The organism is Pseudomonas sp. AE27 (genome assembly GCF_037113495.1).
Classification (GTDB): Bacteria; Pseudomonadota; Gammaproteobacteria; order Pseudomonadales; family Pseudomonadaceae; genus Aquipseudomonas; species Aquipseudomonas palmensis.
On the sequence record NZ_CP146966.1, the window covers coordinates 864,524 to 887,438 of the forward strand.

Consider the following 22,915-nt stretch of genomic DNA (forward strand, 5'->3'; position numbering starts at 1 on the left):
GCTCAGTCGTGCTCCTGGCCCAGGTAGAGCAGCTCGCTTTCGAACAGGTTCTCCAGCATCTCACGCGTCAGCGGCTCCACCAGCGTGCCCGCATGGTGGGTGATGCGCAGGCTGGCGCCGGCCTGCTCCAGCGCATCGATGATTGCCAGCAGCGTTTGCTGCTGCGTCACCGTGCCTTGCTCGCTGGGCACCTCCAGGGCGAAGTCCGTGGTATCGAACAGCACGACCGGCGTTTGCGTGCCCACCTTGCGCATCAGCTCGCCGATGCTGTCGGCAGACCACTGGCGCAGCAGCTTGACGATCCCTGGCTTGTGGTCGGCGGCGGTGACGGCGATGGCGTATCGGGACATGGGGGCTCGCTTGAGTCGTGCAATAAAGGGCCGGCAAGGTGAATGCAAATAATGGCAAAAAGCCTTGAACCGATGACGGGTGCGGCGGTCCGACCTCAGGCCTGCTACCCTGTGGCCTTCACATTTCTCGTTTTGCCATAGGAACAGCGGGGCTATCAGATCACTGCACGTCGAAGCGTGCCAGCAATTCAAGGAGCTATTTCGTGGGAAGAACCCCCTCCAACGACACACCCGGGCATTCTCAGCCGCCGACCGTCGACGGCATTCCAGCTCCCAGCGGTGAAGTAAACCTGATCGATACCGACTACGTCGTCGGCCAGGACAATTTCAAGGGCGAGTTTTCCTTCTCGCTGGACATCCACGGCAAGGTGTTCCTCATCTCTGCCGCCACCATCTTCCTGTTCGTCATCCTCACCCTGGCCTTGCAGAACGAAGTCGAGCCGGTGTTCAGCGCCATGCGCAGCTGGTTGACCGCCAACCTGGCGTGGTTCTTCATGAGCACCGCGAACATCTTCGTACTGCTGTGCCTGGGCCTGATCGTTTCGCCGTTGGGCAAGGTGCGCCTGGGCGGGCGCGAAGCGGTGCCGGACCATTCCTATGTGGGCTGGTTCTCGATGCTGTTCGCCGCCGGCATGGGTATCGGCCTGATGTTCTATGGCGTGGCCGAACCGATGTCGCACTTCTCGGCCGCCATGGGCGGGGTCACCCTCGACGCCAACGGCGTGCGTACCGACTGGGCGCCGCTGGGCGGTGCAGGCGGTGATGCCAAGGTGGCGGCCGACATGGCGATGGCGGCCACCATCTACCACTGGGGCCTGCACCCGTGGGCGATCTACGCGATCGTTGCGTTGTCGCTGGCGCTGTTCACCTACAACAAGGGCTTGCCGCTGTCGATCCGCTCGGTGTTCTACCCGTTGCTGGGTGAGCGCGTGTGGGGCTGGCCGGGGCATGTGATCGATATCCTGGCGGTGTTCGCCACGCTGTTCGGCCTGGCCACTTCCCTCGGGATCGGTGCCGAGCAGGCGGCAGCCGGGCTCGAATACCTGTTCGCGATCCCCTCGACCAATGTCAGCAAGGTGCTGCTGATCATCGGCATCAGCATCATCGCCCTGGGCTCGGTGCTGGCCGGCATGGACAAGGGCGTGAAGATGCTGTCCCAGGTGAACATGGGCCTGGCGTTGCTGCTGCTGGTGTTCATCATCGTGGTCGGGCCGACCCTGGCGATCTTCACCGGCTTCTTCAGAAACCTCACGGCCTACATCGAGTACCTGCCGGCGTTGTCCAACCCGGTGGGGCGCGAGGATGCCGAGTTCACCCAGGGCTGGACTGCCTTCTACTGGGCCTGGTGGATCAGCTGGTCGCCGTTCGTGGGCATGTTCATCGCCCGTGTCAGCCGTGGCCGCACGGTGCGCGAGTTTCTCATCGCCGTGTTGCTGGTGCCCTCGCTGGTGTCGGTGCTGTGGATGACCACTTTCGGCGGCACCGCCATCGATCAGACCGTGAACCAGCACTTTGCCGGCGTGACCGATGCGGTGCTGGAGCTCAAGCTGTTCGCGATGCTCAGCGGCCTGCCGCTCAAGGAGATCACCTCGTTCATCGGCATCGTGCTGGTGGCGGTGTTCTTCATCACCTCGTCCGACTCCGGCTCGCTGGTGATCGATACCATCACCGCCGGTGGCAAGGTGGATGCACCGGTGCCGCAGCGGGTGTTCTGGGCGGTGATGCAGGGCGTGATCGCGATTGCGCTTTTGCTCGGTGGCGGCTTGATTGCGCTGCAGGCGATGGCGGTGTCGACCGGCCTGCCGTTCGCCATCGTGTTGCTGCTCGGCTGTGTGTCGCTGGTCAAGGGACTGATGTCGGAGCCGCGCGGTTAAAGCCCGCCCGGCGCAGCAACTTTATTGTGGGGGCGTAGCAGCCGGCCTTGCCGGCGATGGCGTGCATGGCGCCCCTGGCCCGGCGTAGCCGGGCATCGCCAGCAAGGCTGGCTTCTGCACAAAGCCAGTTTGCTGGCGTTCAATCCCACAGCCGCCCGATTTCCATTCCCGCTTCGAACCGATGTGCCACCTGTGCCTGCAACAGCTCGGCCGTGGCCAACGCATCGGTCAGGGCATGGTGCGCGTGATAGGGCGGCAGGTGATAGCGTGCGCGGCTGTCGGCCAGGCGTATGGAGGCTGGCGGCCGGCGCAGCAGGCGGTCCCGCCAACTGCGTTTGCCACGGTGCAGCAGCGCTTCCAGCTGCATGGTGTCGATCACCGGAAACTCCAGCCCCTCACCCAGGTGCCGTCGCACCGCATTGTCGAGAAACCCGCGCTCCAGGTTGCGGTAATGCACCACCATCACATGCCCGGCCATGGCCCCCAGCAACGCGTTGAGCACATGGGGCAGGGTGGGCGCATGGCGGATGTCGCTGTGGGTGATGTGGTGGAAGGTCACCGACTCGTCGCTCAGTTCGGTGCGCGGTTTAACCACCCAGTAACGCGCCTCGGCGCAGCGGATGCGCTGCAGGGTGAAGGGCATCAGGCCAATGCTGACAATGGCGTCCTTCTGCGCATCCAGCCCGGTGGTTTCCACATCCAGCGCCAGCAACGGCACCTGCTCCAGGGGAGTGCCAGCCGGCACCACGCCGGCGGCGTAGAAGTTCTTCAGCAGCGGGTTGCGCGCCTGGGCTGCCAGTGCCTGAAAGCGCGTTGCCCAGTCGATACGGTCGATACCACGCGGCTTCATCGCGAGTGCCGCACGATGCCAGGGTAGCGAAAGCGCAGGAACTTCTGCGCATGGCTCAGCACCTGGAACGCTTCCTTGAGGTTGTGTCGCTCGCTGCTGGAGAAGCGCTCGGGCTCGATGTAGTTGTCTGGCTGCTGGCCGTTTTCGAGGGCGTCCACCTGGTGCCGAATGCGCACCATCGACAGGAACTCCAGCGCATAACGCAGGTGCTCGATGGCCGCCGGCTGCATCAGCTTGGTGGCGCTGATGGCTTCCAGGCGCTCGACCGAGTTCTGCGCGGTACTGGCGCAGGCCAGGGCATGTACGCGAATCAGGTCGGTGAGCGGTGCGGTGCCGCGGCCCTTGAGGTTGATGATCTGTTTCTGGCGGCCGTCGGTTTCCATCACGAAGGTGCGGAAGAACCCCAGCGGCGGCGTACGGTTCAGTGCATTGCGCGCCATGGCGGTAAGAAAGGCGGGGCTGGCGCTGGACTTCTGCGCGCACAGGGTCTTGAGGGTTTCCACCAGTTCCAGCTGGCCATACACCCCGTCGAGGTCGAAGAAGATGCTGCTGTTGAGCAGGGTGGCCGCGTTGGGTTTGTCGATCCACTGGGTGAAGTAGCCCTTCCATACCCGCAGCGGCTGGCGCCACTGGTCGTTGGTGGCCATGATCCCGCCCTTGCAGTAGCTGTAGCCGCACGCGGCCAGGCCGTCGCTGACGAAGGTGGCGAGTTTGAGGAAGTAGGCGTCGTGCTGCACCGGGTCGAAGCTGTCGTCCAGCACCAGGGCGTTGTCCTGGTCGGTGACCAGCAACTGTTCGTCCCGCGCCATCGAGCCCAGCGCCATGAAGCAGTACGGCACTGGCGGCGGGCCCAGGTCGCGTTCGGCCAGTTCCAGCAGGCGCTGGGTGAAGGCGCGCCCGATGCCGGAAATCGCGCTGCCGATCATGTGCGCCGTGGCGCCATCGCGCACCATGCGCACATAGGTGCCGCGCAGGTCGCGCAGCAGCGAGCGCAGGCCAGCCACGCTGTTCTGGTTGGAGATGCTGTTGACCAGGTGCAGGCTGCTCTGAGACTCGTGGCGGATGATGTCCGACAGGTTGATCAGCCCCAGCGTGCGGCCCTTGTGCACCACCGGCAGGTGGTGGATGTTGCGCCGCAGCATGCACAGCATGGCTTCGAACACCGAGTCGTTGGCCTGGATCACCACCGGATCGCTCGACATCACCGTGCTGATGGGCAGGCTGCTGCTGAGGTCGGCGGCCAGCACGCGGGTGCGCAGGTCCCGGTCGGTGACCAGCCCCAGCAGTCTGTCGGGGGCATCCGGTACCGGTTCGACCACTGCCACGCACGACACGCTTTCGGCGGCCATCAGGCGCGCCGCGTCCAGAATCGAAGTGTCCTGGCTCACCCACACCAGGCTGCGCGAGAGCAGGGTGCGTGCCTTGAGCTGGATCAGCTCGCTGGCGCGGCCCTGGCCTTCGACAGCGGACTTGAGGCGCGAATGCCCTTCGGCCTCGACGAACTCGGCAAAGCTGTCGTGCTGCTCGCACAGTTCGGCAAACAGGTCTGCCGGAATGAAGTAGATCAGGCTGTCTTCCAGCGCCTTGGCCGGGAAACGCACCTTGTTGCTGCGCAGCAACCCGGCCTGGCCGAAGATGTCGCCTTCGCCCAGGCGGTTGTAGAGCTCGCCGTTGCGCCGGTAGATCTCCACCGCACCGCTGCGCACGTAGTGCAGGTCCTGGATGCTGGCGCCTGCTTCCAGGATGGTGCTACCGGCCTTGAAATAGCTCACCTGGATTCGTGGCGCAATGCCGTTGAGGGTTTCTTCGGGCAGGGCGTCGAAAGGGGCGAAACGGTGGAGGTGATCGCGAACCTCCAGAAGCTCGATCTGCATGCAACCTCGCTGAATGTGGGCGTGAAGTGGACCGGGGCTCAGGGCCGCATCAACGGCTCGACGCCGATCCAGGATTTTTTCGGGTGGTGGCACAGTTGCAGTGGCGCCACGGTAACCGACTGCCCGTCGATTTCCAACGTGCCCAGGTTGATCGTCCACTTGGCGTCGGCGTTGAAGTCCGGGGTGTTGAACGCGACGTAGACCGAGCCATAGCGGCTGTTGTTGGTGAGCTTGGGAATGCGCCGGTGCACCTCGTCACTGTTGATGTCGAACGGCGAGGGGCGCACGTAGTCCTTGCCCGAAAGCGGGAAGTCGTTGTTCAGCGCGCCCAGGTAAAGGTCCGGGCGGGCCGCCAGGCGCTGGCCATTCTCGAAGGTCAGGTAGGCCTTGCGGCTGTCGTACAGCATGGGGATGGGCGCTTCGCCCGACCCTGGCTTGAGAGGCTGCTGGCGATTCTTGTTGAAGCCGATCACCTGCACGTAGAACTCGCGCTGTGGCGAGCCATGGGGCACGCTGAAGTAACCCTGCGTGTAGGGTCGATCTCTCCACATCAGCGCATGGTCGTAGAGGTAGGTGTACAGGTAGAAGGTCTTGACCCCGTGCGCGGTCGGCACCTCGAACACCTGGCGCGACTCGCACAGGTCGGCATAGGCCGGGCGCTCTCGCGGGTAGGGCACGCAGGCGACGAGCAGGGCGCTCAGGGCAAGGGCAAGAGGAAAGCGGTGGAACAGAACGTGCAACATGCCGGGCCTCCATGGCTCGATAGCTCTGCGCAAGCAGTCAACGTGTAGTGTCGACGCCCTGTACTTGTCGAGGTTTTATCAGGCTTTGCGCCGGAATTCCGAACATTTCGTGCAACCGCCATATCATCGGCAGTGTCAGCGCTCTCGTTCCATTGAGTACTTCGTAGACCCGGTTCTTCCGGCCGATTGCCGGTACCAGGTCGGCGGCGCTCAGGCCGGACTGCTCCATTCTGAAGCGAATAGCCTCGATGGGGTCGGGCAGGTCGAGCGGAAACTGCTTGGTCTCATACGCCTCTATCAGCGTGACCATGACATCGAAGTAATCACCTTCGGGCGTGCCGGGTTCCGGCTCGTTGTCGAACAGCTCGGACACTGCGTTCAACGCGGCCTTGTAGTCCTGCTCGGTATGAATTGGGTGAATGTTCACAGGATCACTCCATCTCAACGGTGTCGGCGTCAATGCCATCGTATTGTTCGTGAGTACCGACAAACTTGATGTAGATGGCTTCGAAGCGATAGGCCACGGCAGCCACGATCCGATAGTCATTGCCTTTGATATTGAACACCACTCTGCGACTTTTGAGGATGCTGGCATTGCCGAACTGCGCCTTGATATCCGCAGGCGTGGACCATCTTGCCTGCCTGGCTTCGTCAATCCATGAGAGCAAGGGTTGCTTGGATGCAGGATGCTTCTCGGAAAATGCTTTCAGGTGACTGATGGCAATGATTCTCATAAGGCCCCATTCTGGTCCCAAGGTGGGACTTTTTCAAGCGCGACTTCCAGTTGTTCGTCGCTTGATGACGTCAGACGTTGCCCTCTGGACCACGAGCAACGCCTGAGTGTTATCGGCGAATGGCCAATGTTCAATTACCAGAGTGCAACGGTGTACGACAGGATCAGCCGGTTCTCGTCCAGGTCGTTGCCGAAATGCGTGGAGCGTACCGTGGCGTTGCGCCACTTCACGCCGACGTTTTTCAGCGGGCCGCTTTGCACCACGTAGCCGATATCGGTGTCGCGCTCCCACTCCTTGCCATCGGGCCGCCCCGCACCCAGGTCGATGCCGTCGCCGCGCAGGTAGCGGGTCATGAAGGTCAGCCCCGGCAGGCCCACGCTGGCGAAGTTGAAGTCGTAGCGGGCCTGCCACGAGGTTTCGTCCTTGTTGGCGAAGTCGCCGATCTGCACGAAGTTCACCAGGTAGGCATCGGCACCGTTGAGGTAGGCAAAGCCGGTGTCGCCGCGCATGCGCTGGTAGCCCACACCGAAGGCGTGGCCCTGTATGCCATAGGTGAACATCGCCCCCAGCGCCTTGTTGTCGACGTTGCTGGCGCCGTCGTCGCTGGAGCGGGCGAACCGGACATCGCTTTTGAGCGACTGCCCCTCGCCCAGCGCCCAGGTGTGGTTCAGGCCCACGAAGTGCTGGCGGTAGAGGTTGTCGAGCGCACCGTAGCTGTAGCTGGTAGTCAGGCTGTCGGTCCACTTGTAGCTAAGGCTGGCGAAGTCGAAGCGATCGCTGTCGCTGCGCCGGGCCACGATGTTTTTTGCCGCGCCCGTGGTCACGCCCATGTCCTCGTAGTCGGTGGAGTCGCGCTGGTTGACCTGGCGCAGCCGGCCGATGTCGAGGTTCAGGTTCTCCAGCTCCTGCACGTTCAACTGCCCGCCGGAAAAGGTCTGCGGCAACAGGCGCGAGTCGTTGGGCATCAGCACCGGCAGCCTGGGTATCAGGGTGCCGACCTTCAACACGCTGTGACTGGCGCGCACCTTGGCGGTCAGGCCCAGCTCGCTGTACTCGCCCTGGGCACGGCGCGGTGCCTCGCGGTCACGCTGCAGCAGGCCGCTACCACTGCGTTCGGGGCTGGAATCGAGCTTGAGCCCGAGCAGGCCGATGGCGTCCACCCCAACGCCCAGGGTGCCCTCGGTAAAGCCGGACTCGTAGCGCAGCACAAAGCCCTGGGCCCATTCCTCGGCCTTGGACTGCGGGGCCTCGTGCTGGCGAAAGTCGCGGTTGAAGTAGAAGTTGCGCAGTTCCACGCTGGCCTTGCTGTCATCGACAAAGGCCGCGTTGGCCGTGCTGCAAACGCCGGCGAGTGTTGCCGTGGCCAGCAGGCCAAGGCTGAACGGTGGGAAAGTGCGGTGCATGGTAAATCCTCTTTTTTGTTTTTATGAGGTGCAGCGATGCCCGCACGGGCCGCCGTAGCGGCCCGTGACAGGGGTTGCAGTGGTTCAGTGGCTGACGGCGGTAGCGGCGCCCAGGCCAGTCTGTGCGCGCACGAACTGGTCGTCGAAGGCCGCACGTTCGCGGGCTGCGCGGGCGCTGCGGTCGAGCCTGGACACAATCACCGTGACCAGGAACGCCAGCGGCATGGAAAACAGTGCCGGATGGTCATAGGGATAGATCGCCTGGGCGTTGCCCAGCACCGACACCCACACCGCCGGCGACAGGATCACCAGCCCCAGCGCGGTGATCAGCCCGGCAAAGCCGCCGGCCAGCGCGCCGCGGGTGGTCAGGCCTTTCCAGTACATGGCCATGATCAGCACCGGGAAGTTGGTGGAGGCCGCGATACCGAAGGTCAGGCCCACCAGGAAGGCCACGTTCTGCTTCTCGAACAGGATGCCCAGCAGGATCGCGATGATGCCCAGGCCGACGGTGGCGATACGGGTCACGCGCATCTCGTCCTTTTCGCTGGCGGTGCCCTTTTTCCACACGGTGGCGTAGAGGTCATGGGAGATGGCCGACGCACCGGCCAGTGCCAGGCCCGACACCACCGCGAGAATGGTGGCGAAGGCCACCGCCGACAGGAAGCCCAGGAACAGGTTGCCGCCCACCGCCTTTGCAAGGTGCATGGCGACCATGTTGCCGCCACCGATCAGCGCGCCCTTGAGGTCGCCGTCCACGTAGAACTGCGGGTCGGTGCCGACGATGACGATGGCCGCGTAGCCCAGCACCATCACCACCAGAAAGAAGAAACCGATGAAGCCGGTGGCGTAGAACACCGACTTGCGTGCTTCCTTGGCGTTGGGCACGGTGAAAAAGCGCATCAGGATATGCGGCAGCCCGGCGATGCCGAACACCAGCCCCAGCGACAGCGACGCGGCGTTGATCGGGTCGGCCAGCATCGAGCCGGGGCCCATGATGCTCCAGCCTGTGCTGTGCACGTTCACTGCGCGGCTGGCCAGGGTTTCCAGGCTGAAGCCGAACTCGGCCATGGCCAGCAGCGCCAGGGTGGTGCCACCGGCCAGCAACAGCACGGCCTTGATGATCTGCACCCAGGTGGTGGCGATCATGCCGCCGAAGATCACGTACACCAGCATCAGGGCGCCCACCACCATCACTGCGGTGCTGTAGTCCAGGCCGAACAGCAGCTTGATCAGTTGCCCGGCACCCACCATCTGCACCACCAGGTAGCAGCACACCACGGTCAGCGAGCCGAAGGCGGCGAAGGTGCGGATGCGGGTCTGGTCCAGGCGGTACGACACGATGTCGGCAAAGGTGTAGCGCCCCAGGTTGCGCAGGCGCTCGGCCATCAGGAAGGTGATGATCGGCCAGCCGACGAAGAACGCCACGGTGTAGATGAAGCCGTCGTAGCCCTTGGCGAACACCAGGCTCGACAGGCCCAGCAGGGTGGCCGCCGACATGTAGTCGCCGGCAATCGCCAGGCCGTTCTGAAAACCGCTGATGCCGCCGCCGGCGGTGTAGAAGTCGGAGGTGGAGCGGGTCTGGCGCGCGGCCCTCCAGGTGATCGCCAGGGTGCCCAGCACGAACACGAAGAACATCGCGATGGCGTGCAGGTTGACCGGTTGTTTGTCGGCCACCAGCGGCGCCGCGAAAGCCGCCGGGGTCAGCAGCAGGCTGCTCAGCACTAGCAGTGCGGTGCGGTTCATTTCGACTCCTCCAGTACCTGTGCGCTGAGGCTGTCGAAGCGGGTATTGGCTCTGCGCACGTACCAGCCGGTCAGCAGCCACGACAGCACGATCAGTGCCGAGGCCACGGGAATGCCGAGGGTCAGTTGGCGACCGTCCCCCAGCGGTGTGTGCAGCACCTGCGGGTAGAACGCCACCACCAGCATGAACAGGTAGTAGGCACCCAGCACTGCGGCGCTGAGTGACCAGGCCAGGCGCGATCGGGTGCGCACCAGTTGCTGGAATTTGGGGTTGGCGCGGATGCGGTCGCAACTCTGCGCGTGATCGGTTGGGGCGTGCGTCATGGGTGGGGCTCCTTTGTTGTTTTTATTGCCTGGGGCGGGCCATCGACTTTGTTGCGGGTGTGGGGCGTCAGGGCGGCGGGCAGGGCTCGCAGCCAGACGGTAAATGCGGTGGGGCAGGCGCCGGCGCGCCGCGATCAGGTCGCGGGGCGGGGTAACGTGCGCGGGGGTGAGCCGAGGTTGAGCAGGCTCGTACAGGCAGGGGCGAGGCCCTGGTGAGAATTCGACATGTGTGGCACCCGTTGGCTGATTGTTAGCTCTTGATGTCAGCTGCCCCCTTGTCGGTGGCGGCAGCGCAGATGGCTCCGGGCATCTTATATAACAATGTCGGGTTGTTATGGAAGTACTACCTGCGACGTATGGTAATACTACTATACGTTGCGTCATAAAAAAGCTTCGCCGGCAAGGCCGGCTCCTACATGATCACGGTAGGAGCCGGCCTTGCCGGCGAATGGCGTCGACGCGCTGTCGGAAAGATGCGCTCAGAACGCGAGCTTGTACCCGATCAGCAACAGCATCCCCGCCAGGCAAGGGCGCAGTACGTTGTCGGAAATGCGCCCGGTCAGGTGGCTGCCCAGGTAGATCCCCGGCAACGAGCCCAGCAGCAGGTAGCCCAGCAACGACCAGTCCATGTTGCCCATGCTCGCATGGCCCAGGCCGGCGACCAGGGTCAGAGGTACGGCGTGGGCGATCTCGGTGCCCACCAGGCGCCGGGTGACCAGGTACGGGTACAGCAGAAACAGCGCGACAGTGCCCAGGGCGCCCGCGCCAATCGAGGTCAGTGACACCATCACGCCCAGCACCACGCCAGTGACCACGGTCAGGGCGTTGAGGCTGCGTTCGCTGAGGTGGTAGCGGTCACCGGCGTGCTTGCTGGCAAACGCCTGCAACCGCGACTTGAACAGGATGGCCAGCGCCGTGAGGATCAGCACCACCGCCAGGCCCTGCTTGATCACGCCGTTGAGCGTCTGGGTGTCGGTATGCAGGGTGCTCAGAAACCACAGGGTCAAGGCCGCCGCTGGCACGCTGCCCATGGCCAGCAGCCCGGTGATCTTCCAGTCGATGTTCTTTTGCTTGCTGTGCACCCAGACGCCACTGGCCTTGGTGATGGCCGCATACAACAGGTCGGTGCCCACTGCAGTGGCCGGGTTGATGCCGAACCAGAGCAGGATCGGGGTCATCAACGAACCACCGCCAACGCCGGTCATGCCGACAATGAACCCAACAACCAGGCCTGCGATGGTGAAACCAAAAGAACCTACATCCATAAATACCTAAACACCCAGCGAGCCCGTGATCGGATGGCGCCAGCATAAAGGTTTTTTTATAGCCAAATAGACTTGTTCGTTATTAGTTTATAACCGTAACGCAGCAGGCGAGGGTGCCATCGACCGCCTGGGCGGCCGATGGGCGAGGGCGGGGGTCAGATCTTGAAGCTGTCTACCAGTTGCTTGAGGCGCCCGGCCTGACGCGCCAGGTCATCGCAGTGCTTGAGGGTGTCGTTGAGGTTGGCCACACCCTGCTGGTTGAGCACGTTGATCTGGGTGATGTCCAGGTTCAGGCTCTCGACCACGGCGGTCTGTTCCTCGGTGGCGGCTGCTACCGACTGGTTCATGCCGTCGATCTCGCCAATGCGCAGGGTCACGCTGGTCAGGCGTTCGCCGGCCTGGTTGGCGACCTGCACGCTCTGCTCGCTGGACACCTGGCTGGCGTTCATGTTGTGCACTGCCTCGCGCGACCCCACCTGCAGGGTGGTGATCATCTTGTGGATCTCTTCGGCCGATTCCTGGGTACGGTGCGCCAGGTTGCGCACTTCGTCGGCCACTACGGCAAAGCCGCGACCGGCTTCACCGGCCCGTGCTGCCTCGATGGCGGCGTTGAGTGCCAGCAGGTTGGTCTGCTGCGAGATGCCCTTGATCACGTCGAGGATCTGGCCGATGTCATCGGTGCTGGCGTTGAGGGTTTCGATCTGCTCGCACGACTCGCTGATCTTCTGCGACAGCGCCGTCATCGCGCTGATGGTCTCCTGCATCACCTGGCGACCATCGTTGGCCTGGTCGCTGGCACCGCTGGCATGTTGCGAGGCATCGGCGGCGTTGCGCGCGATCTCCTGGGTGGCGGCGCCCAGTTCGTTGATTGCAGCGGCCACGCTGTTGGTGCGCAGGCTCTGTTCCTCGGAGCCGATGATCGAGGCGTTGGAGGCGCTCATCACGCGTTCCGACAGGTCGTGCACCTGGCGGGTGGCCGAGGCCACTTCGGAAATCGATGCATGGATGCGCTCCACGAACTGGTTGAAGGCACCGGCCAGTTCGCCGAATTCATCCTTGTTTTCCACGGTCAGGCGCCGGGTCAGGTCGCCTTCGCCCTGGGCGATGTCCTGCATGGCGCGGCCCATGGTGGTGAGGGGGCGCATCAGCACCGGAATCAGCAGGCTCAGCAGGCCGGCGATGGCGGCCACGGCGATCAGCATGGCGATGATGGCCGAGGTGCGGAACTGGCTCAGCGGGGCGTAGGCCTTTGCCTTGTCGATGGACAGGCCGATGTACCAGTCGGCCGACGGCAGGCCGCTGACCGGGGCGAACGAGATGATCCGCTGTTCGCCGTTGAGGGTCACGTCGTGCAGGCCGGCGGCGACCTGCAGGTTGCTGCCGGGGTAGATGTCCTTGAGGTTCTTCATGGCCTGGTCGCTGTCCGGGCTGACGATCATCTGCCCGTCGCGGTCGACCAGGAAGGCGTGGCCGATACCGCCGAAGTCCACGGCATTGATGATGTCCACCAGGGTGGCCAGGCTCAGGTCGCCGCCCACCACGCCGACCAGTTCGCCGTTGCTCTTGACCGGCATCGCAATGGTCACCACCAGCCCGCCGACAGCCGCCAGGTAGGGTGGGGTGAGCATGGGTTTGCCGGCGGCGACAGCGGCGGTGTACCAGGGACGCTGGCGCGGGTCGTAGCCGTCGGGCATTTTCGCGTCCGGGCGCTGGGTGAACACGCCGTTGGTCTGGCCCACATAGGTGAACTGGAAGTTCGATGTGAAGGCGGGCTGGTCGACCAGCCCTGGGAAGTCGGCATTGGCGCCCTGGTGGGCGATGTTCTGGGCCAGGTTTTCCAGCACCAGGATGCGCCCGCTCATCCAGTTCTGCACACTGCTGGCTGTCAGCGCGCCGGCTTGGTTGACCGACGATTCGATGTTCTGGCGGATGGTGTTGCGTTGCAGGTAATCGTTGTAGAGGGTGAACAGTGCAAAGGCCAGCACGACGACTGCGCCGGCGCTGAGCAGGATCTTGTGGCGAAATTTCAGGTTCATGTTTCGAGACCTTTAGCCAGATAGGGGAAGTGACGGCGTCACGGGTCGGAGCCTTGTGAGCACCGCCATCGTGAATTGCACGCGACTGACCTTTCAGGTATCGGCTGAAACCACGAAATATTTACGTACCATTTTGACGCGGGGTCAGTCGGCCAGGGCTGCGGTCTGTCTCAGCAACCTCACCAGCTCCTGGGCAGCGCGTTGCAGCGGCTGCTGCTTGAGCCAGAAGGCATGCACCGGCAGGCGCAGTTCATTGCGGGTGTTGCGAAAATCCAGTTGCACCAGTCGCCCGGCCTTGAGCAGCGGGGCAATGCGCGACAGCGGGAAGTCGCCCCAGCCAAGCCCGGCCTCGACCATCTCGATGGCCATGCTCAGGCTATCGGTGCGCCAGTGCGAGGCACCGATCAGCACGCGGGGGTCGAGCATCGGCAAATCGCGGCTGGCCACCACGATCTGGCGCACGTTGACCAGGTCTTCGAGGTAGCGCACCTGCTCGCCCAGCGCGGGGTGATGGGGCGAGAGGGTGGCGGTCAGCGACTCCATGCCGACCTGTTCGAAGCGCTGGCGCGGGTCGACCGTCAGCCCGGCAAACGCCAGGCACAGCTGCACGCGACCCTCGTGCAGCAGGTGCAGCGCATCTTCCTGCGGGGCGCTGAGCACCTCCACCTGCAGCAGCGGGTGGCGCTGGCTGATCTGGCCGATGGCCTGGAGCAGCGGCTGGTGATCGATGTCGGGCACCACGCCGATGGCCAGGGTGCTTTCCAGGCCCTGGGAAAGCTCGATGGCGTGCACCTGAAGCTGCGTCAGCTGGTCGGCGATCAGCCGGGCATGGGGCTCCAGCGCCAGAGCCAGCGGGGTGGGGCGGGTTTCACGGTGGGTACGCTCGAACAGGGCAAAGCCTAGCTCCGCCTCCAGGTTGGCGATGGCCATGCTGACTGCCGAGGGTACCCGCCCCAATGCCCGGGCGGCAGCCGAGAACGAGCCGCGGTCGAGCACTGCAAGAAACAGTTCGATAGTGTCGCTGGAAAAATTCATCAGCCTCTCCTTTCAGTAGATCTGATAGCTGCTGACTTTTTCTGTCAAGAAGATTGACGCATCCTGCCGGCCGAATTTGATTTGCCGAGGGGTGAAAAGGTGCAAGGTCTGAAACGCAAGCTGGTGTATGTAACGGCCTATGAAGGTATCGGGCTGTGCCTGTCGACACTCGGGCTGGCGCTGCTGTCCGGCACCGCGCCCAGCAACACCGGGCCGCTGGCCGTGATGATCACCACCATCGCGATGGTATGGAATTTCATCTACAACACCCTGTTCGAGTACTGGGAGAGCCGCCAGGCCACACGGGGGCGCAGCGTGGCCCGGCGCGTGGCGCACGCGATCGGGTTCCAGCTGACCCTGGTGGTGTACCTGATCCCGCTGATTGCCTGGTGGCTGGGGATTTCGCTGTGGGAGGCCTTCGTGGTGGACCTGGCGTTCATCATCCTGATCCCGTGCTACACGTTCCTCTACAACTGGCTGTTCGATCGGGTGTTCGGGCTGCCGAGTTCGGCATCGGCACAGGTATCGCCCGCCGTGTAGGTCGTGCAGGCCCGCGATGCTTTGCTTCTGAGCGTCGGCTAGGCATAGAATGATAGGAATTCTCATTCGTACCCCCGGTCGCCCATGTCCACTCCCGATCCCGCGTTGCGCGAACAGGTCAGCCGTATCTATCAGGACCACCACCGCTGGTTGCAGGGCTGGCTGCGTCCGCGGGTGGCCTGTCGGCACCTGGCGGCCGACCTGATGCAGGACGTGTTCGTGCGGGTGCTCAGCGCCCCGGACGCCAGCGACCGGCTCGGCGCGGTACGCGAACCACGCGGCTACCTGGCCACCATCGCGCGACGTTTGATGATCGACTACTTTCGCCGTGCCCGCCTCGAGCGGGCCTGGTTGCAGGCACTGGCCGAGCAGCCCGAAGCGGTGGAGATATCCGAGCAGGAGCGGCTGATCCTGCTGCAGACCCTGTGCGAGCTGGATGCCATGCTGGCGGGGCTCGGCCCGCGCATACGCCGGGCCTTTCTGCTGTCGCAGCTCGATGGCATGACCTACAGGCTGATTGGCGAGGAGCTGGGGGTTTCCGAGGTGACGGTCACCCGCTATATCGCCAAGGCCTTTCACCACTGTACGCTGTACAGCCTGCAAGCCGACTCGTGACCCCATGGCTACTCTCGACCCTCTCCAGCGCGCCGCGCTGGAACAGGCTGCGCTTTGGCGCGCCCGCCTCAATGCTGATGCCGTGGATGATACCGACCGGCAAGCGTGGCAGACCTGGCTGGACGCCCACGACCAGCATCGCTGGGCCTGGCAACAGGTCGTCCAGGTTCAGCAGCGGCTTGGCCAGCTATCTGGCGGGCTGGCCGGGCGTACCCTGGACATCGCCGGGCAGCCTGCCGCGATCCCGCGGCGCGGCGTGCTCAAGGGCATACTGGTGCTGGCCGGCACCAGCGGCCTGGGCTGGGCCGGCTACCGAGAGCTGAGCAGCGGGCCGTGGACGGCGGACTACCATACCCGCGTCGGCAAGCGTCAGGCATTGACCCTTGCCGATGGCACCCGGCTCGAACTCAACACCGACACTGCCCTGGATGTGCGCTACGACAACCAGCAGCGCCTGCTGGTACTGCGCCAGGGCGAGGTGATGATCACCAGCGCCGCCGACAAGGCCGGGCGCCCGTTGCGGGTGCAGACCGTCAACGGCACCGTCGAAGCGCTGGGCACGCGCTTTCTGGTGCGCCGCGACAGCGACGCCAGCAGCACGCAACTGGCGGTGTACCAGGGCCAGGTGGGCGTGATGCCGCGCGATGGCATGGGGGGGGCGGTGGTCGATGCCGGGGATCAGGTGCGGTTTTCACACCCCAAGTTCGTGCTTGGCTCGCCACTGGAGCCCGACCGCGATGCCTGGCGCAGGGGGCTGCTGATTGCCAACGACCAGATGCTGGGGGTATTCATCGCCGAGCTGCGGCGTTATCGCGCCGGTTGGCTCAAATGTGCCAACGAGGTTTCCAGCCTGCGTATCAGCGGTACCTTCAAGCTCGACGACACCGAGCAGATTCTGCGCGCCATCGGCAAGACCCTGCCGGTGCGGGTCGAGCGGCGCACAAAATACTGGGTAAGCATCGAACCCCTCACGACCTGAAAAATATTTTTCGTAAATGATAGGTATTCGCTCCTTCGTTCGACTTCTAGGCATGCAGGCGTGATGGCCTGACTGCCAACCAGAAGAGAAAAGAACCGATGAATACCCGATCACCGGTCGCGGCAAGGCTGCGTACCACGCTGTTGTGCTCCACCCTGCTGTGGCCGCTGGCGATGCCGGGCATTGCGCACGCCGACAGCACCACACCGACCGAATACAACCTCGACCATGGCGACCTGGGTCAGGTTCTGAACCGCTTCGCCGCCCAGGCCGGCGTGGTGCTGTCGTTCGCACCGAGCCTGACCGCGGGCAAGACCAGCGCCGGCCTGCACGGGCGTTACAGTGTCGATCAGGGCCTGCAGGCGTTGCTCGAGGGCAATGGCCTGATGGCCGTGCGTGAAGACGACGGGCGCTACAGCCTGGCCCCGCTGCCGCAAACTGCCGGGGCGCTGAACCTGGGCGTGACCGAAGTCACCAGCAACCAGTTGGGTACCATCACCGAAGACAGCGGCTCCTACACGCCAGGCACCATCGCCACCGCCACACGGCTGGTGCTGACACCGCGCGAAACGCCCCAGACCATCACCGTGGTCACCCGTCAGCACATGGACGATTTCGGGCTCAACAACATCGACGATGTGATGCGCCATACCCCGGGCATCACCGTGTCGGCCTTCGACAGCGACCGCACCAGCTACTATGCCCGCGGCTTCTCGATCAACAACTTCCAGTACGACGGCATCCCCTCGACGGCGCGCAACGTCGGCTATTCGGCCGGCAACACCTTGAGCGACATGGCCATCTATGACCGCGTGGAAGTGCTCAAGGGCGCTACCGGCCTGCTCACCGGCGCGGGGTCGCTGGGGGCCACGATCAACCTGGTGCGCAAGAAGCCGACTGCCGATTTCAAGGGGCATTTCACCCTGGGCGCCGGCAGCTGGGACAACTATCGCAGCGAACTCGACGTGGGCGGCCCGCTGACCGACAGCGGCAACGTGCGCGGCCGTGCGGTGGCGGCCTACCAGGACAAGCACTCGTTCATGGACCACTACCAGCGCAAGACCAACGTCTACTACGGCATCCTCGAATTCGACCTGAGCCCGGACACCCTGCTCACCGTGGGCGGTGACTACCAGGACAACAAGCCGGAAGGCTCGAGCTGGTCGGGCAGCATTCCGCTGTTCGATGCCCAGGGCAACCGCAACGACCTGCCACGCCACTTCAACAACGGCGCCAAGTGGAGCCACTGGAACCAGTACACCCGCACCGTGTTTGCCAGCCTGGAGCATCACCTGGCCAACGGCTGGGTTGCCAAGGCGCAGCTGGACCACAAGATCAACGGCTATGACGCGCCGCTGGGCTCGATCCAGGGTTACTACCCGCGCGCCGACGGCACCGCCAGCCTCTATTCGGCCAAATACACGGGCGAGACGGTGAGCAATTCGGCCGACCTCTACGCCAGCGGGCCGTTCGAGCTGCTGGGGCGTGAGCACGAACTGGTGATCGGTACCTCGTTTGCCCAGTCTCACTGGGAAGGCAAGGGCTGGTGGAGCGCCCGGTACCCCAATGGCAACTCCGTCGACTACGGCAGCTGGAACGGCAACACCCCCGAACCGGACTGGGGGGAGCAGACCCAGACCGTGGATGACCGCGTGCGTCAGACCGGCACCTACGTGACCACCCGCCTGCACCCCACCGACGACCTGACGCTGCTGCTCGGTGCACGCCTGGCCAACTACCGCATCAACGGCGTGACCGCCAACGGCCGCGAGGACGATCGCCTGCTGCCCTACCTGGGGGCGGTGTACGACCTCAATGACTACCTGTCGCTGTACGCCAGCTACACCGATATCTTCATGCCGCAGGATGCCTGGTACCGCGACCGCAACAACCGCCTGCTCGACCCGGATGAAGGGCAGAACTACGAGGTGGGCCTGAAGGGTGAGTTCCTGGACGGGCGCCTGAATGCGAGCCTGGCGTATTTCGAGATTCACCAGAGCAGCCGGGGCGAAGAGGACCGGGCCTACAACGGCAACCCGACCAACCCGGCGGTCGAGTATGCCTACGAAGGCATCAAGGCCAAGACCAAGGGTTATGAGGCAGAGATCTCCGGCGAACTGGCTGAGGGCTGGCAACTGCAGGGGGGTTACACCCACAAGGTGATCCGCGATGACCAGGGCAAGAAGGTGTCGACCTGGGAGCCCGAGGACCAGGTCAGTTTCTACACCAGCTACAAGCTCAAGGGGGCGCTCGACCGCTTGACCATCGGCGGTGGTGCGCGTTGGCAGGGCAAGGGCTGGCAGGTGTTGTCGAACAACGTCAAGAAGCGCGACGAAGAGTTTGCCCAGGACCCTTACTGGCTGGTGGACCTGATGGCGCGTTACCAGATCAGCGAGCAGCTGTCGGCCACGCTGAACGTCAACAACGTGTTCGACAAGGCCTACTTCACCAATATCGGCTTCTACAACTCGGCCTCTTATGGCGACCCGCGCAACGTGATGGTGACCACTCGCTGGGACTTCTGAGCCAGCGTGCCGAGGTGTCAGGCCTGCCGTTGGGCGAGGCAGGCCTGGTGGATCGCGTCCCAGCATTCCTGGCTCCACAGGCGGATCCAGGTGGCGGCCCACAGTCGGTCCCAATGCCGGCGCAACGGGTTGCGTCGGCGCGCCTCCAGCAGCTCTTCGATTTCTTCGTTGAGCGATACCGGCTCGAAACCGGTCCATACCGGTGGTACCGGTGCCACGATGTTGTAGTAGCAGACCGGCGCGACTTCCTCGTAGAAGATGCGCTTGAGCTCGGCCAGGTCGAAGGGTTCGAGTTCGCGGGCGATCCAGGCGTAGTCCACCCAGCTGTCGACGAACGACTCGGAGAGCAGGGCGCGGACGTTGTGGCGTTGTTCTGGGGTCACGGGGCGGGCTCTTGTGGGGATGCCCGATGCTGCGCGGTTTGTCGTTGGCAGGTCAAGCGCAGCAAGACCCTTCGCCGGCAAGGTCGGCTCCTGCACAACACCTCCTGCAGGAGCCGGCCTTGCCGGCGAAAGGCGCACCGCCATTCTCAATCCAGGCTCAGCTTGGCCTCGATGCGGTCCAGGTGCTGGTGCATCAACTGCAGCGCCGCCTCGCTGTCGCCGTCCTCCAGTGCGTCCACCAGGGCTGCATGTTCCTGCCAGGCGCAGTGTTCGCAAGGCTGGGTCTCGTACTGGGCAATGATCAGCGACGTCATGGGCACCAGCCCGTTGAGAAACCGCGTCAACGGGGCATTGTCGGCCATCTCCGCCAGCTTCAGGTGAAACTCGCCCCCCAGACGAATCGCCGTGCACCGATGGCCCTGCTCGTGGTGCTTGCGCTCGCGGGCAATCAGCTCGCGCAACTGGCGGATGCGTGGGGCACTGGTGCGCCGCGCCGCCAGCCCGATCAGCGTGGTTTCAGCCAGGCGCCGGGCACTGAGCACCTGGCGCGCCTGCTGCGGGTCGGGTGCGGCCAGCCGGGCGGTGTGCGCCGGGCGTTGTACCACCACCTGCTGGTCGGACAGGCGCCCCAGCACGCGGCGGATCACCGTGCGGCTCACGCCGAAGGCCTGGCCCAGCGCCTGCTCGGTCAGCGCGGTACCTGGCGCCAGGCGCTGTTCGAGGATCGCATCGAACAGGCGCGGGTAGATCTCGTCAGCGCTCAGGCGCTGCTCGCCGGCCGCCAGCAGCGCGGGCAGGGCGATCGCGGACGGGGTAGCAGGGCAGGCGTTCATGGTCGCTCTCCTGGTCAGTTGCCCGGGTGTTCATCCGGAATGGTCAATTCGATGCCCATGCGCAGGCCTTCCTGCAGAATGTGCCGGCGCATCTGCGCACTGGCCTGGGCGCTGTCCTTGTTGCGGATGGCGCGCACCACCGCCTCGTTCTCTTCCAGGCGCGCGGCCAGGTGCTCGGGCGAGTTGTGCAGCACCTGGGCGCTCTGCTTGAGGGCATTGCTGGTCTGCTGCACCACACTCTGGAAAATCGGGTTGGCGGTCAGTGCGAACAGCTCTTCGTGAAATGCCAGGTAGGCGCGCACCCCGGCTTCGCTGTCGCAGGCCTCCAGGGCCTCGCGCATGTCCATCAGGGTCAGGCGCAACTGGCCGATTTCCTTGCTGCTGACCGACTGCGCCACTAGCCCGACAATGAACGGCTCCAGCGTGTAACGCAGCTGCAGTACGTCCTCCAGGCTGGCTCCGGCCACGGCCGCGGGGGCCTGTACCAGCTCCTGGGTACCGGGGTCGAGCACCAGCACTCCCTTGCCTGGCATGGAACGCACCAGGCCGAGGGTCTCCAGCACCGTGACCGCCTCGCGCAGGCTTGGCCGGCTGATGCCCAGTTGCTCGGCCAGTTCTCGCTGACCCGGGAGCATCTCGCCCGAGCGCCACTGGCCACGGGCCAGTGCCTGGCGCAGTTTCTCCACTACCGCATTCACTACCGTCGATGAGGTAATCACTGTTTGCTCCCTGAAAACACATGCATACGTCGTTGCCTAGAATTCCTGTTGATGGGCAGGGGTGGGCAGCTTGCGCGTCTGGAAGCTGAAGCCCTGCTTGCCGTTGAGTACGTTGTTGGCGCGTTCCAGATCAATGTCCTTTTCCCAGCGGGCGATGGCCACGGTGGCCACGCAGTTGCCGATCAGGTTGGTCAGCGCGCGGCCGATGCCCATGAACCAGTCCACCGCCAGCACCAGCACCAGGCCCACCACCGGGATGGCCGGTACTGCCGTGAGGGTGGCGGCCAGAATCACCAGCGCCGACCCCGGAATGCCGTGGGCGCCCTTGGAGGTGATCAGCGACACCAGCAGGATGGTCAGCAGGTCGGTCATGGCCAGCGGCGTGCCGGTGGCGTTGGCGATGAACACGATGGCCAGGGTGAGGTAGATCGAGAACCCGTCCAGATTGAAGGAGTAGCCCGTGGGGATCACCAGGCCGACGGTGGAGCTGCCGATGCCCAGGTGTTCGAGCTTGCGCATGATCTGCGGCAGGACCGCATCGGACGAAGCAGTACCCAGCACGATGCCCAGTTCTTCGCGCATGTACTTGAGGAACGGGAACAGCTTCAGGCCCGAGACGCGCATCACTGTCCCCAGGATCACCAGCACGAAGCCTGCACAGGTCACGTAGAACAGCGCCACCAGGCCGCCCAGGTGTTGCAGCGAGTCCAGGCCGTACTGGCTGGTGGTGAAGGCGATGGCGCCGAACACGCCGATCGGCGCCAGGCGCACGATCATGCCCATGATGCGGAAGATCACATGGCTCAGTTCGTTTATCAGCCGGGTGATGCCCGACGCGGCCTCGCCCACCAGGTTCAGGGCGCTGCCGAACAGCACCGAGAACAGCAGCACCTGGAGGATGTTGTTGTCGGCGAAGGCGCCGAGCACCGAATTGGGTATCAGGCCCATGAGGAACGCTGCCGTACCCTGGATATGCTGGCCACGCTCGGCCAGCGCGCCGGCATCGGCGGTCGACAACTGGTCGAGGTGGATGTTGGCACCGGTACCGATGCCTGAGGTGAATGCCAGTACCAGCCCCAGCACCAGCGCAATGGTGGTCAGCACTTCGAAGTAGATCACCGACTTGAGGCCGATGCGGCCAACCTTCTTGAGGTCGCCGGCACCGGAAATGCCGCTGACCACCACGCAGAACACAATCAGCCCGATGAGCATCTTGATCAGCTTGATGAAGCCGTCACCGAGGGGTTTGAGTTGGAGGGAAACTTCAGGAAAGCTCAGGCCGCAGGCGATGCCGAGCATCAGGCCGAGCACCACTTGGAGGAAGATCGAACGCGAGCACCATTTGAGCATGGGGAGGGATCTCTGGTCGGTGTCCGTGCTTCTGGCAACAAGCGCCGAGCGACAGACTTAATTATTGTGGTCTTACCGGTATGTCCAGTGCAGGCGCAGTGTATGCGGGGTTTTTGCGGGTTTGCAAGTATTTCGCGAATCCAGGGCATCAGATCGGTTTTACCGGTCTGACCAGTTGCAGTACTTATCGACGACAAAAGCGCTTCAAGCAACAGTGGCAGGCGCCTGTCACGCTTTTGCGAGGGCAGTGATCAAGGCTTGGAAAGGGCCAGGTCTACCGCTGCAATCAGCTTTCCCAGGTCCTTGGGTGGAGCTTTGTGAATAACACCGAACAAGTAGGCACGTTGCTCGTCCGCATCTTCCAGGTCGGCGAAAAAGGCATTGAGCTTGACGCCCAGCACGTCGGCAAAGGTGAACAGCGCTTCGACACTGGGGGTGTAGGTGCCGGTTTCAAAGCGGCTTATGGTTTTGGGGTCAAAACCGGTTTTTTCGCCAAGTTCAGCCTGAGTAAGCCCGGCTACCTTGCGATAGCGTCTGATGGCTGGACCCAAACTAGATAATTCCATCGCTCGATTCCCATTTAGAATCAAGAACTTAACGATAAATATTGGCATTGCACAACGCCACGTTTCATCACCTTTCCTTGCAAAATGTGATGTATTTCGTAGAATCGTTCACTTGGACCGACATTTACGCTGCAGGTTTCAGGGCCGCTGGACAAGGCTTTAGCGTGCGCTTCAG

22 protein-coding genes are annotated in these 22,915 nt (G+C 63.8%); 5 read left to right on the forward strand and 17 right to left on the reverse strand.

Annotation, left to right across the window (positions count from 1 at the left end; translation table 11 throughout):
• Positions 1-2: 2 nt before the first annotated feature.
• Positions 3-350 (reverse strand): hypothetical protein, encoded by a 348-nt coding sequence (locus V9K84_RS04030; RefSeq protein ID WP_058541323.1) that lies wholly within the window; start codon positions 348-350, stop codon positions 3-5.
• A 203-nt stretch (positions 351-553) separates the two neighbouring features.
• On the opposite strand from V9K84_RS04030, the gene V9K84_RS04035 reads away from it, so the two are divergent.
• Positions 554-2,224, forward strand: coding sequence for a BCCT family transporter (locus V9K84_RS04035; protein ID WP_054915306.1), 1,671 nt, complete (start codon positions 554-556; stop codon positions 2,222-2,224).
• Positions 2,225-2,363: 139 nt separating this feature from the next.
• On the opposite strand, the gene V9K84_RS04040 is transcribed toward V9K84_RS04035, so the two are convergent.
• The 11 genes from V9K84_RS04040 to V9K84_RS04090 form a co-directional block, all read right to left on the reverse strand.
• On the reverse strand, positions 2,364-3,074 hold the full coding sequence (locus tag V9K84_RS04040) for a 3'-5' exonuclease (protein WP_043864532.1): 711 nt from the start codon (positions 3,072-3,074) through the stop codon (positions 2,364-2,366).
• Positions 3,071-4,948, reverse strand: a complete 1,878-nt coding sequence (locus V9K84_RS04045; protein ID WP_088515242.1) for a DUF294 nucleotidyltransferase-like domain-containing protein — start codon at positions 4,946-4,948, stop codon at positions 3,071-3,073. The genes V9K84_RS04040 and V9K84_RS04045 overlap by 4 nt, the downstream gene beginning before the upstream one ends.
• Before the next feature lie 38 nt (positions 4,949-4,986).
• Positions 4,987-5,691 (reverse strand): hypothetical protein, encoded by a 705-nt coding sequence (locus V9K84_RS04050; protein ID WP_043864530.1) that lies wholly within the window; start codon positions 5,689-5,691, stop codon positions 4,987-4,989.
• Between the two features lie 37 nt (positions 5,692-5,728).
• A complete protein-coding gene (locus V9K84_RS04055) occupies positions 5,729-6,118 on the reverse strand; it encodes a transcriptional regulator (RefSeq protein ID WP_043864529.1) in 390 nt (129 codons plus the stop codon).
• Positions 6,119-6,122: 4 nt separating this feature from the next.
• Positions 6,123-6,425, reverse strand: a complete 303-nt coding sequence (locus V9K84_RS04060; RefSeq protein ID WP_054915303.1) for a type II toxin-antitoxin system HigB family toxin — start codon at positions 6,423-6,425, stop codon at positions 6,123-6,125.
• Positions 6,426-6,559: 134 nt separating this feature from the next.
• Positions 6,560-7,828 carry an OprD family porin gene (locus tag V9K84_RS04065; RefSeq protein ID WP_088515241.1) on the reverse strand — a complete coding sequence of 423 codons (1,269 nt, stop codon included), beginning with the start codon at positions 7,826-7,828 and terminating at the stop codon, positions 6,560-6,562.
• Positions 7,829-7,912: 84 nt separating this feature from the next.
• The gene (locus V9K84_RS04070) at positions 7,913-9,571 is read right to left on the reverse strand and encodes a cation acetate symporter (RefSeq protein WP_088515240.1); all 1,659 of its coding nucleotides are present in this window, start codon (positions 9,569-9,571) and stop codon (positions 7,913-7,915) included.
• The gene (locus V9K84_RS04075) at positions 9,568-9,894 is read right to left on the reverse strand and encodes a DUF485 domain-containing protein (protein ID WP_088515239.1); all 327 of its coding nucleotides are present in this window, start codon (positions 9,892-9,894) and stop codon (positions 9,568-9,570) included. Before V9K84_RS04075 ends, V9K84_RS04070 begins: the two co-directional genes overlap by 4 nt.
• Before the next feature lie 479 nt (positions 9,895-10,373).
• Positions 10,374-11,159, reverse strand: a complete 786-nt coding sequence (locus tag V9K84_RS04080; RefSeq protein WP_043864524.1) for a sulfite exporter TauE/SafE family protein — start codon at positions 11,157-11,159, stop codon at positions 10,374-10,376.
• Between the two features lie 155 nt (positions 11,160-11,314).
• The gene (locus tag V9K84_RS04085; RefSeq protein ID WP_058541318.1) at positions 11,315-13,195 is read right to left on the reverse strand and encodes a methyl-accepting chemotaxis protein; all 1,881 of its coding nucleotides are present in this window, start codon (positions 13,193-13,195) and stop codon (positions 11,315-11,317) included.
• A 144-nt stretch (positions 13,196-13,339) separates the two neighbouring features.
• On the reverse strand, positions 13,340-14,230 hold the full coding sequence (locus tag V9K84_RS04090; protein ID WP_043864522.1) for a LysR family transcriptional regulator: 891 nt from the start codon (positions 14,228-14,230) through the stop codon (positions 13,340-13,342).
• Positions 14,231-14,329: 99 nt separating this feature from the next.
• Between V9K84_RS04090 and V9K84_RS04095 the strand changes: the two genes are divergently transcribed.
• The 4 genes from V9K84_RS04095 (at position 14,330) to V9K84_RS04110 (ending at position 18,889) form a co-directional block, all read left to right on the forward strand.
• The gene (locus V9K84_RS04095; RefSeq protein WP_043864659.1) at positions 14,330-14,770 is read left to right on the forward strand and encodes a PACE efflux transporter; all 441 of its coding nucleotides are present in this window, start codon (positions 14,330-14,332) and stop codon (positions 14,768-14,770) included.
• Between the two features lie 84 nt (positions 14,771-14,854).
• Entirely contained in the window at positions 14,855-15,385 is a 531-nt protein-coding gene (locus V9K84_RS04100; protein ID WP_043864521.1) for a sigma-70 family RNA polymerase sigma factor, read from the forward strand.
• A gap of 4 nt (positions 15,386-15,389) precedes the next feature.
• The gene (locus V9K84_RS04105) at positions 15,390-16,364 is read left to right on the forward strand and encodes a FecR domain-containing protein (RefSeq protein ID WP_088515238.1); all 975 of its coding nucleotides are present in this window, start codon (positions 15,390-15,392) and stop codon (positions 16,362-16,364) included.
• Positions 16,365-16,537: 173 nt separating this feature from the next.
• The gene (locus tag V9K84_RS04110) at positions 16,538-18,889 is read left to right on the forward strand and encodes a TonB-dependent siderophore receptor (RefSeq protein WP_088515252.1); all 2,352 of its coding nucleotides are present in this window, start codon (positions 16,538-16,540) and stop codon (positions 18,887-18,889) included.
• A 17-nt stretch (positions 18,890-18,906) separates the two neighbouring features.
• Here the strand turns inward: V9K84_RS04110 and V9K84_RS04115 are convergent, their stop codons facing one another.
• From V9K84_RS04115 to V9K84_RS04135, 5 genes are all read right to left on the reverse strand, one after another.
• On the reverse strand, positions 18,907-19,272 hold the full coding sequence (locus V9K84_RS04115; RefSeq protein ID WP_063612014.1) for a hypothetical protein: 366 nt from the start codon (positions 19,270-19,272) through the stop codon (positions 18,907-18,909).
• A 146-nt stretch (positions 19,273-19,418) separates the two neighbouring features.
• A complete protein-coding gene (locus V9K84_RS04120; RefSeq protein WP_043864518.1) occupies positions 19,419-20,105 on the reverse strand; it encodes a GntR family transcriptional regulator in 687 nt (228 codons plus the stop codon).
• Between the two features lie 14 nt (positions 20,106-20,119).
• On the reverse strand, positions 20,120-20,824 hold the full coding sequence (locus tag V9K84_RS04125; protein WP_043864517.1) for a FadR/GntR family transcriptional regulator: 705 nt from the start codon (positions 20,822-20,824) through the stop codon (positions 20,120-20,122).
• 36 nt (positions 20,825-20,860) lie between these two features.
• Positions 20,861-22,174, reverse strand: a complete 1,314-nt coding sequence (locus V9K84_RS04130) for a C4-dicarboxylate transporter DctA (RefSeq protein ID WP_043864516.1) — start codon at positions 22,172-22,174, stop codon at positions 20,861-20,863.
• A gap of 251 nt (positions 22,175-22,425) precedes the next feature.
• Positions 22,426-22,740 carry a helix-turn-helix transcriptional regulator gene (locus V9K84_RS04135; protein WP_043864657.1) on the reverse strand — a complete coding sequence of 105 codons (315 nt, stop codon included), beginning with the start codon at positions 22,738-22,740 and terminating at the stop codon, positions 22,426-22,428.
• Positions 22,741-22,915: the final 175 nt, after the last annotated feature.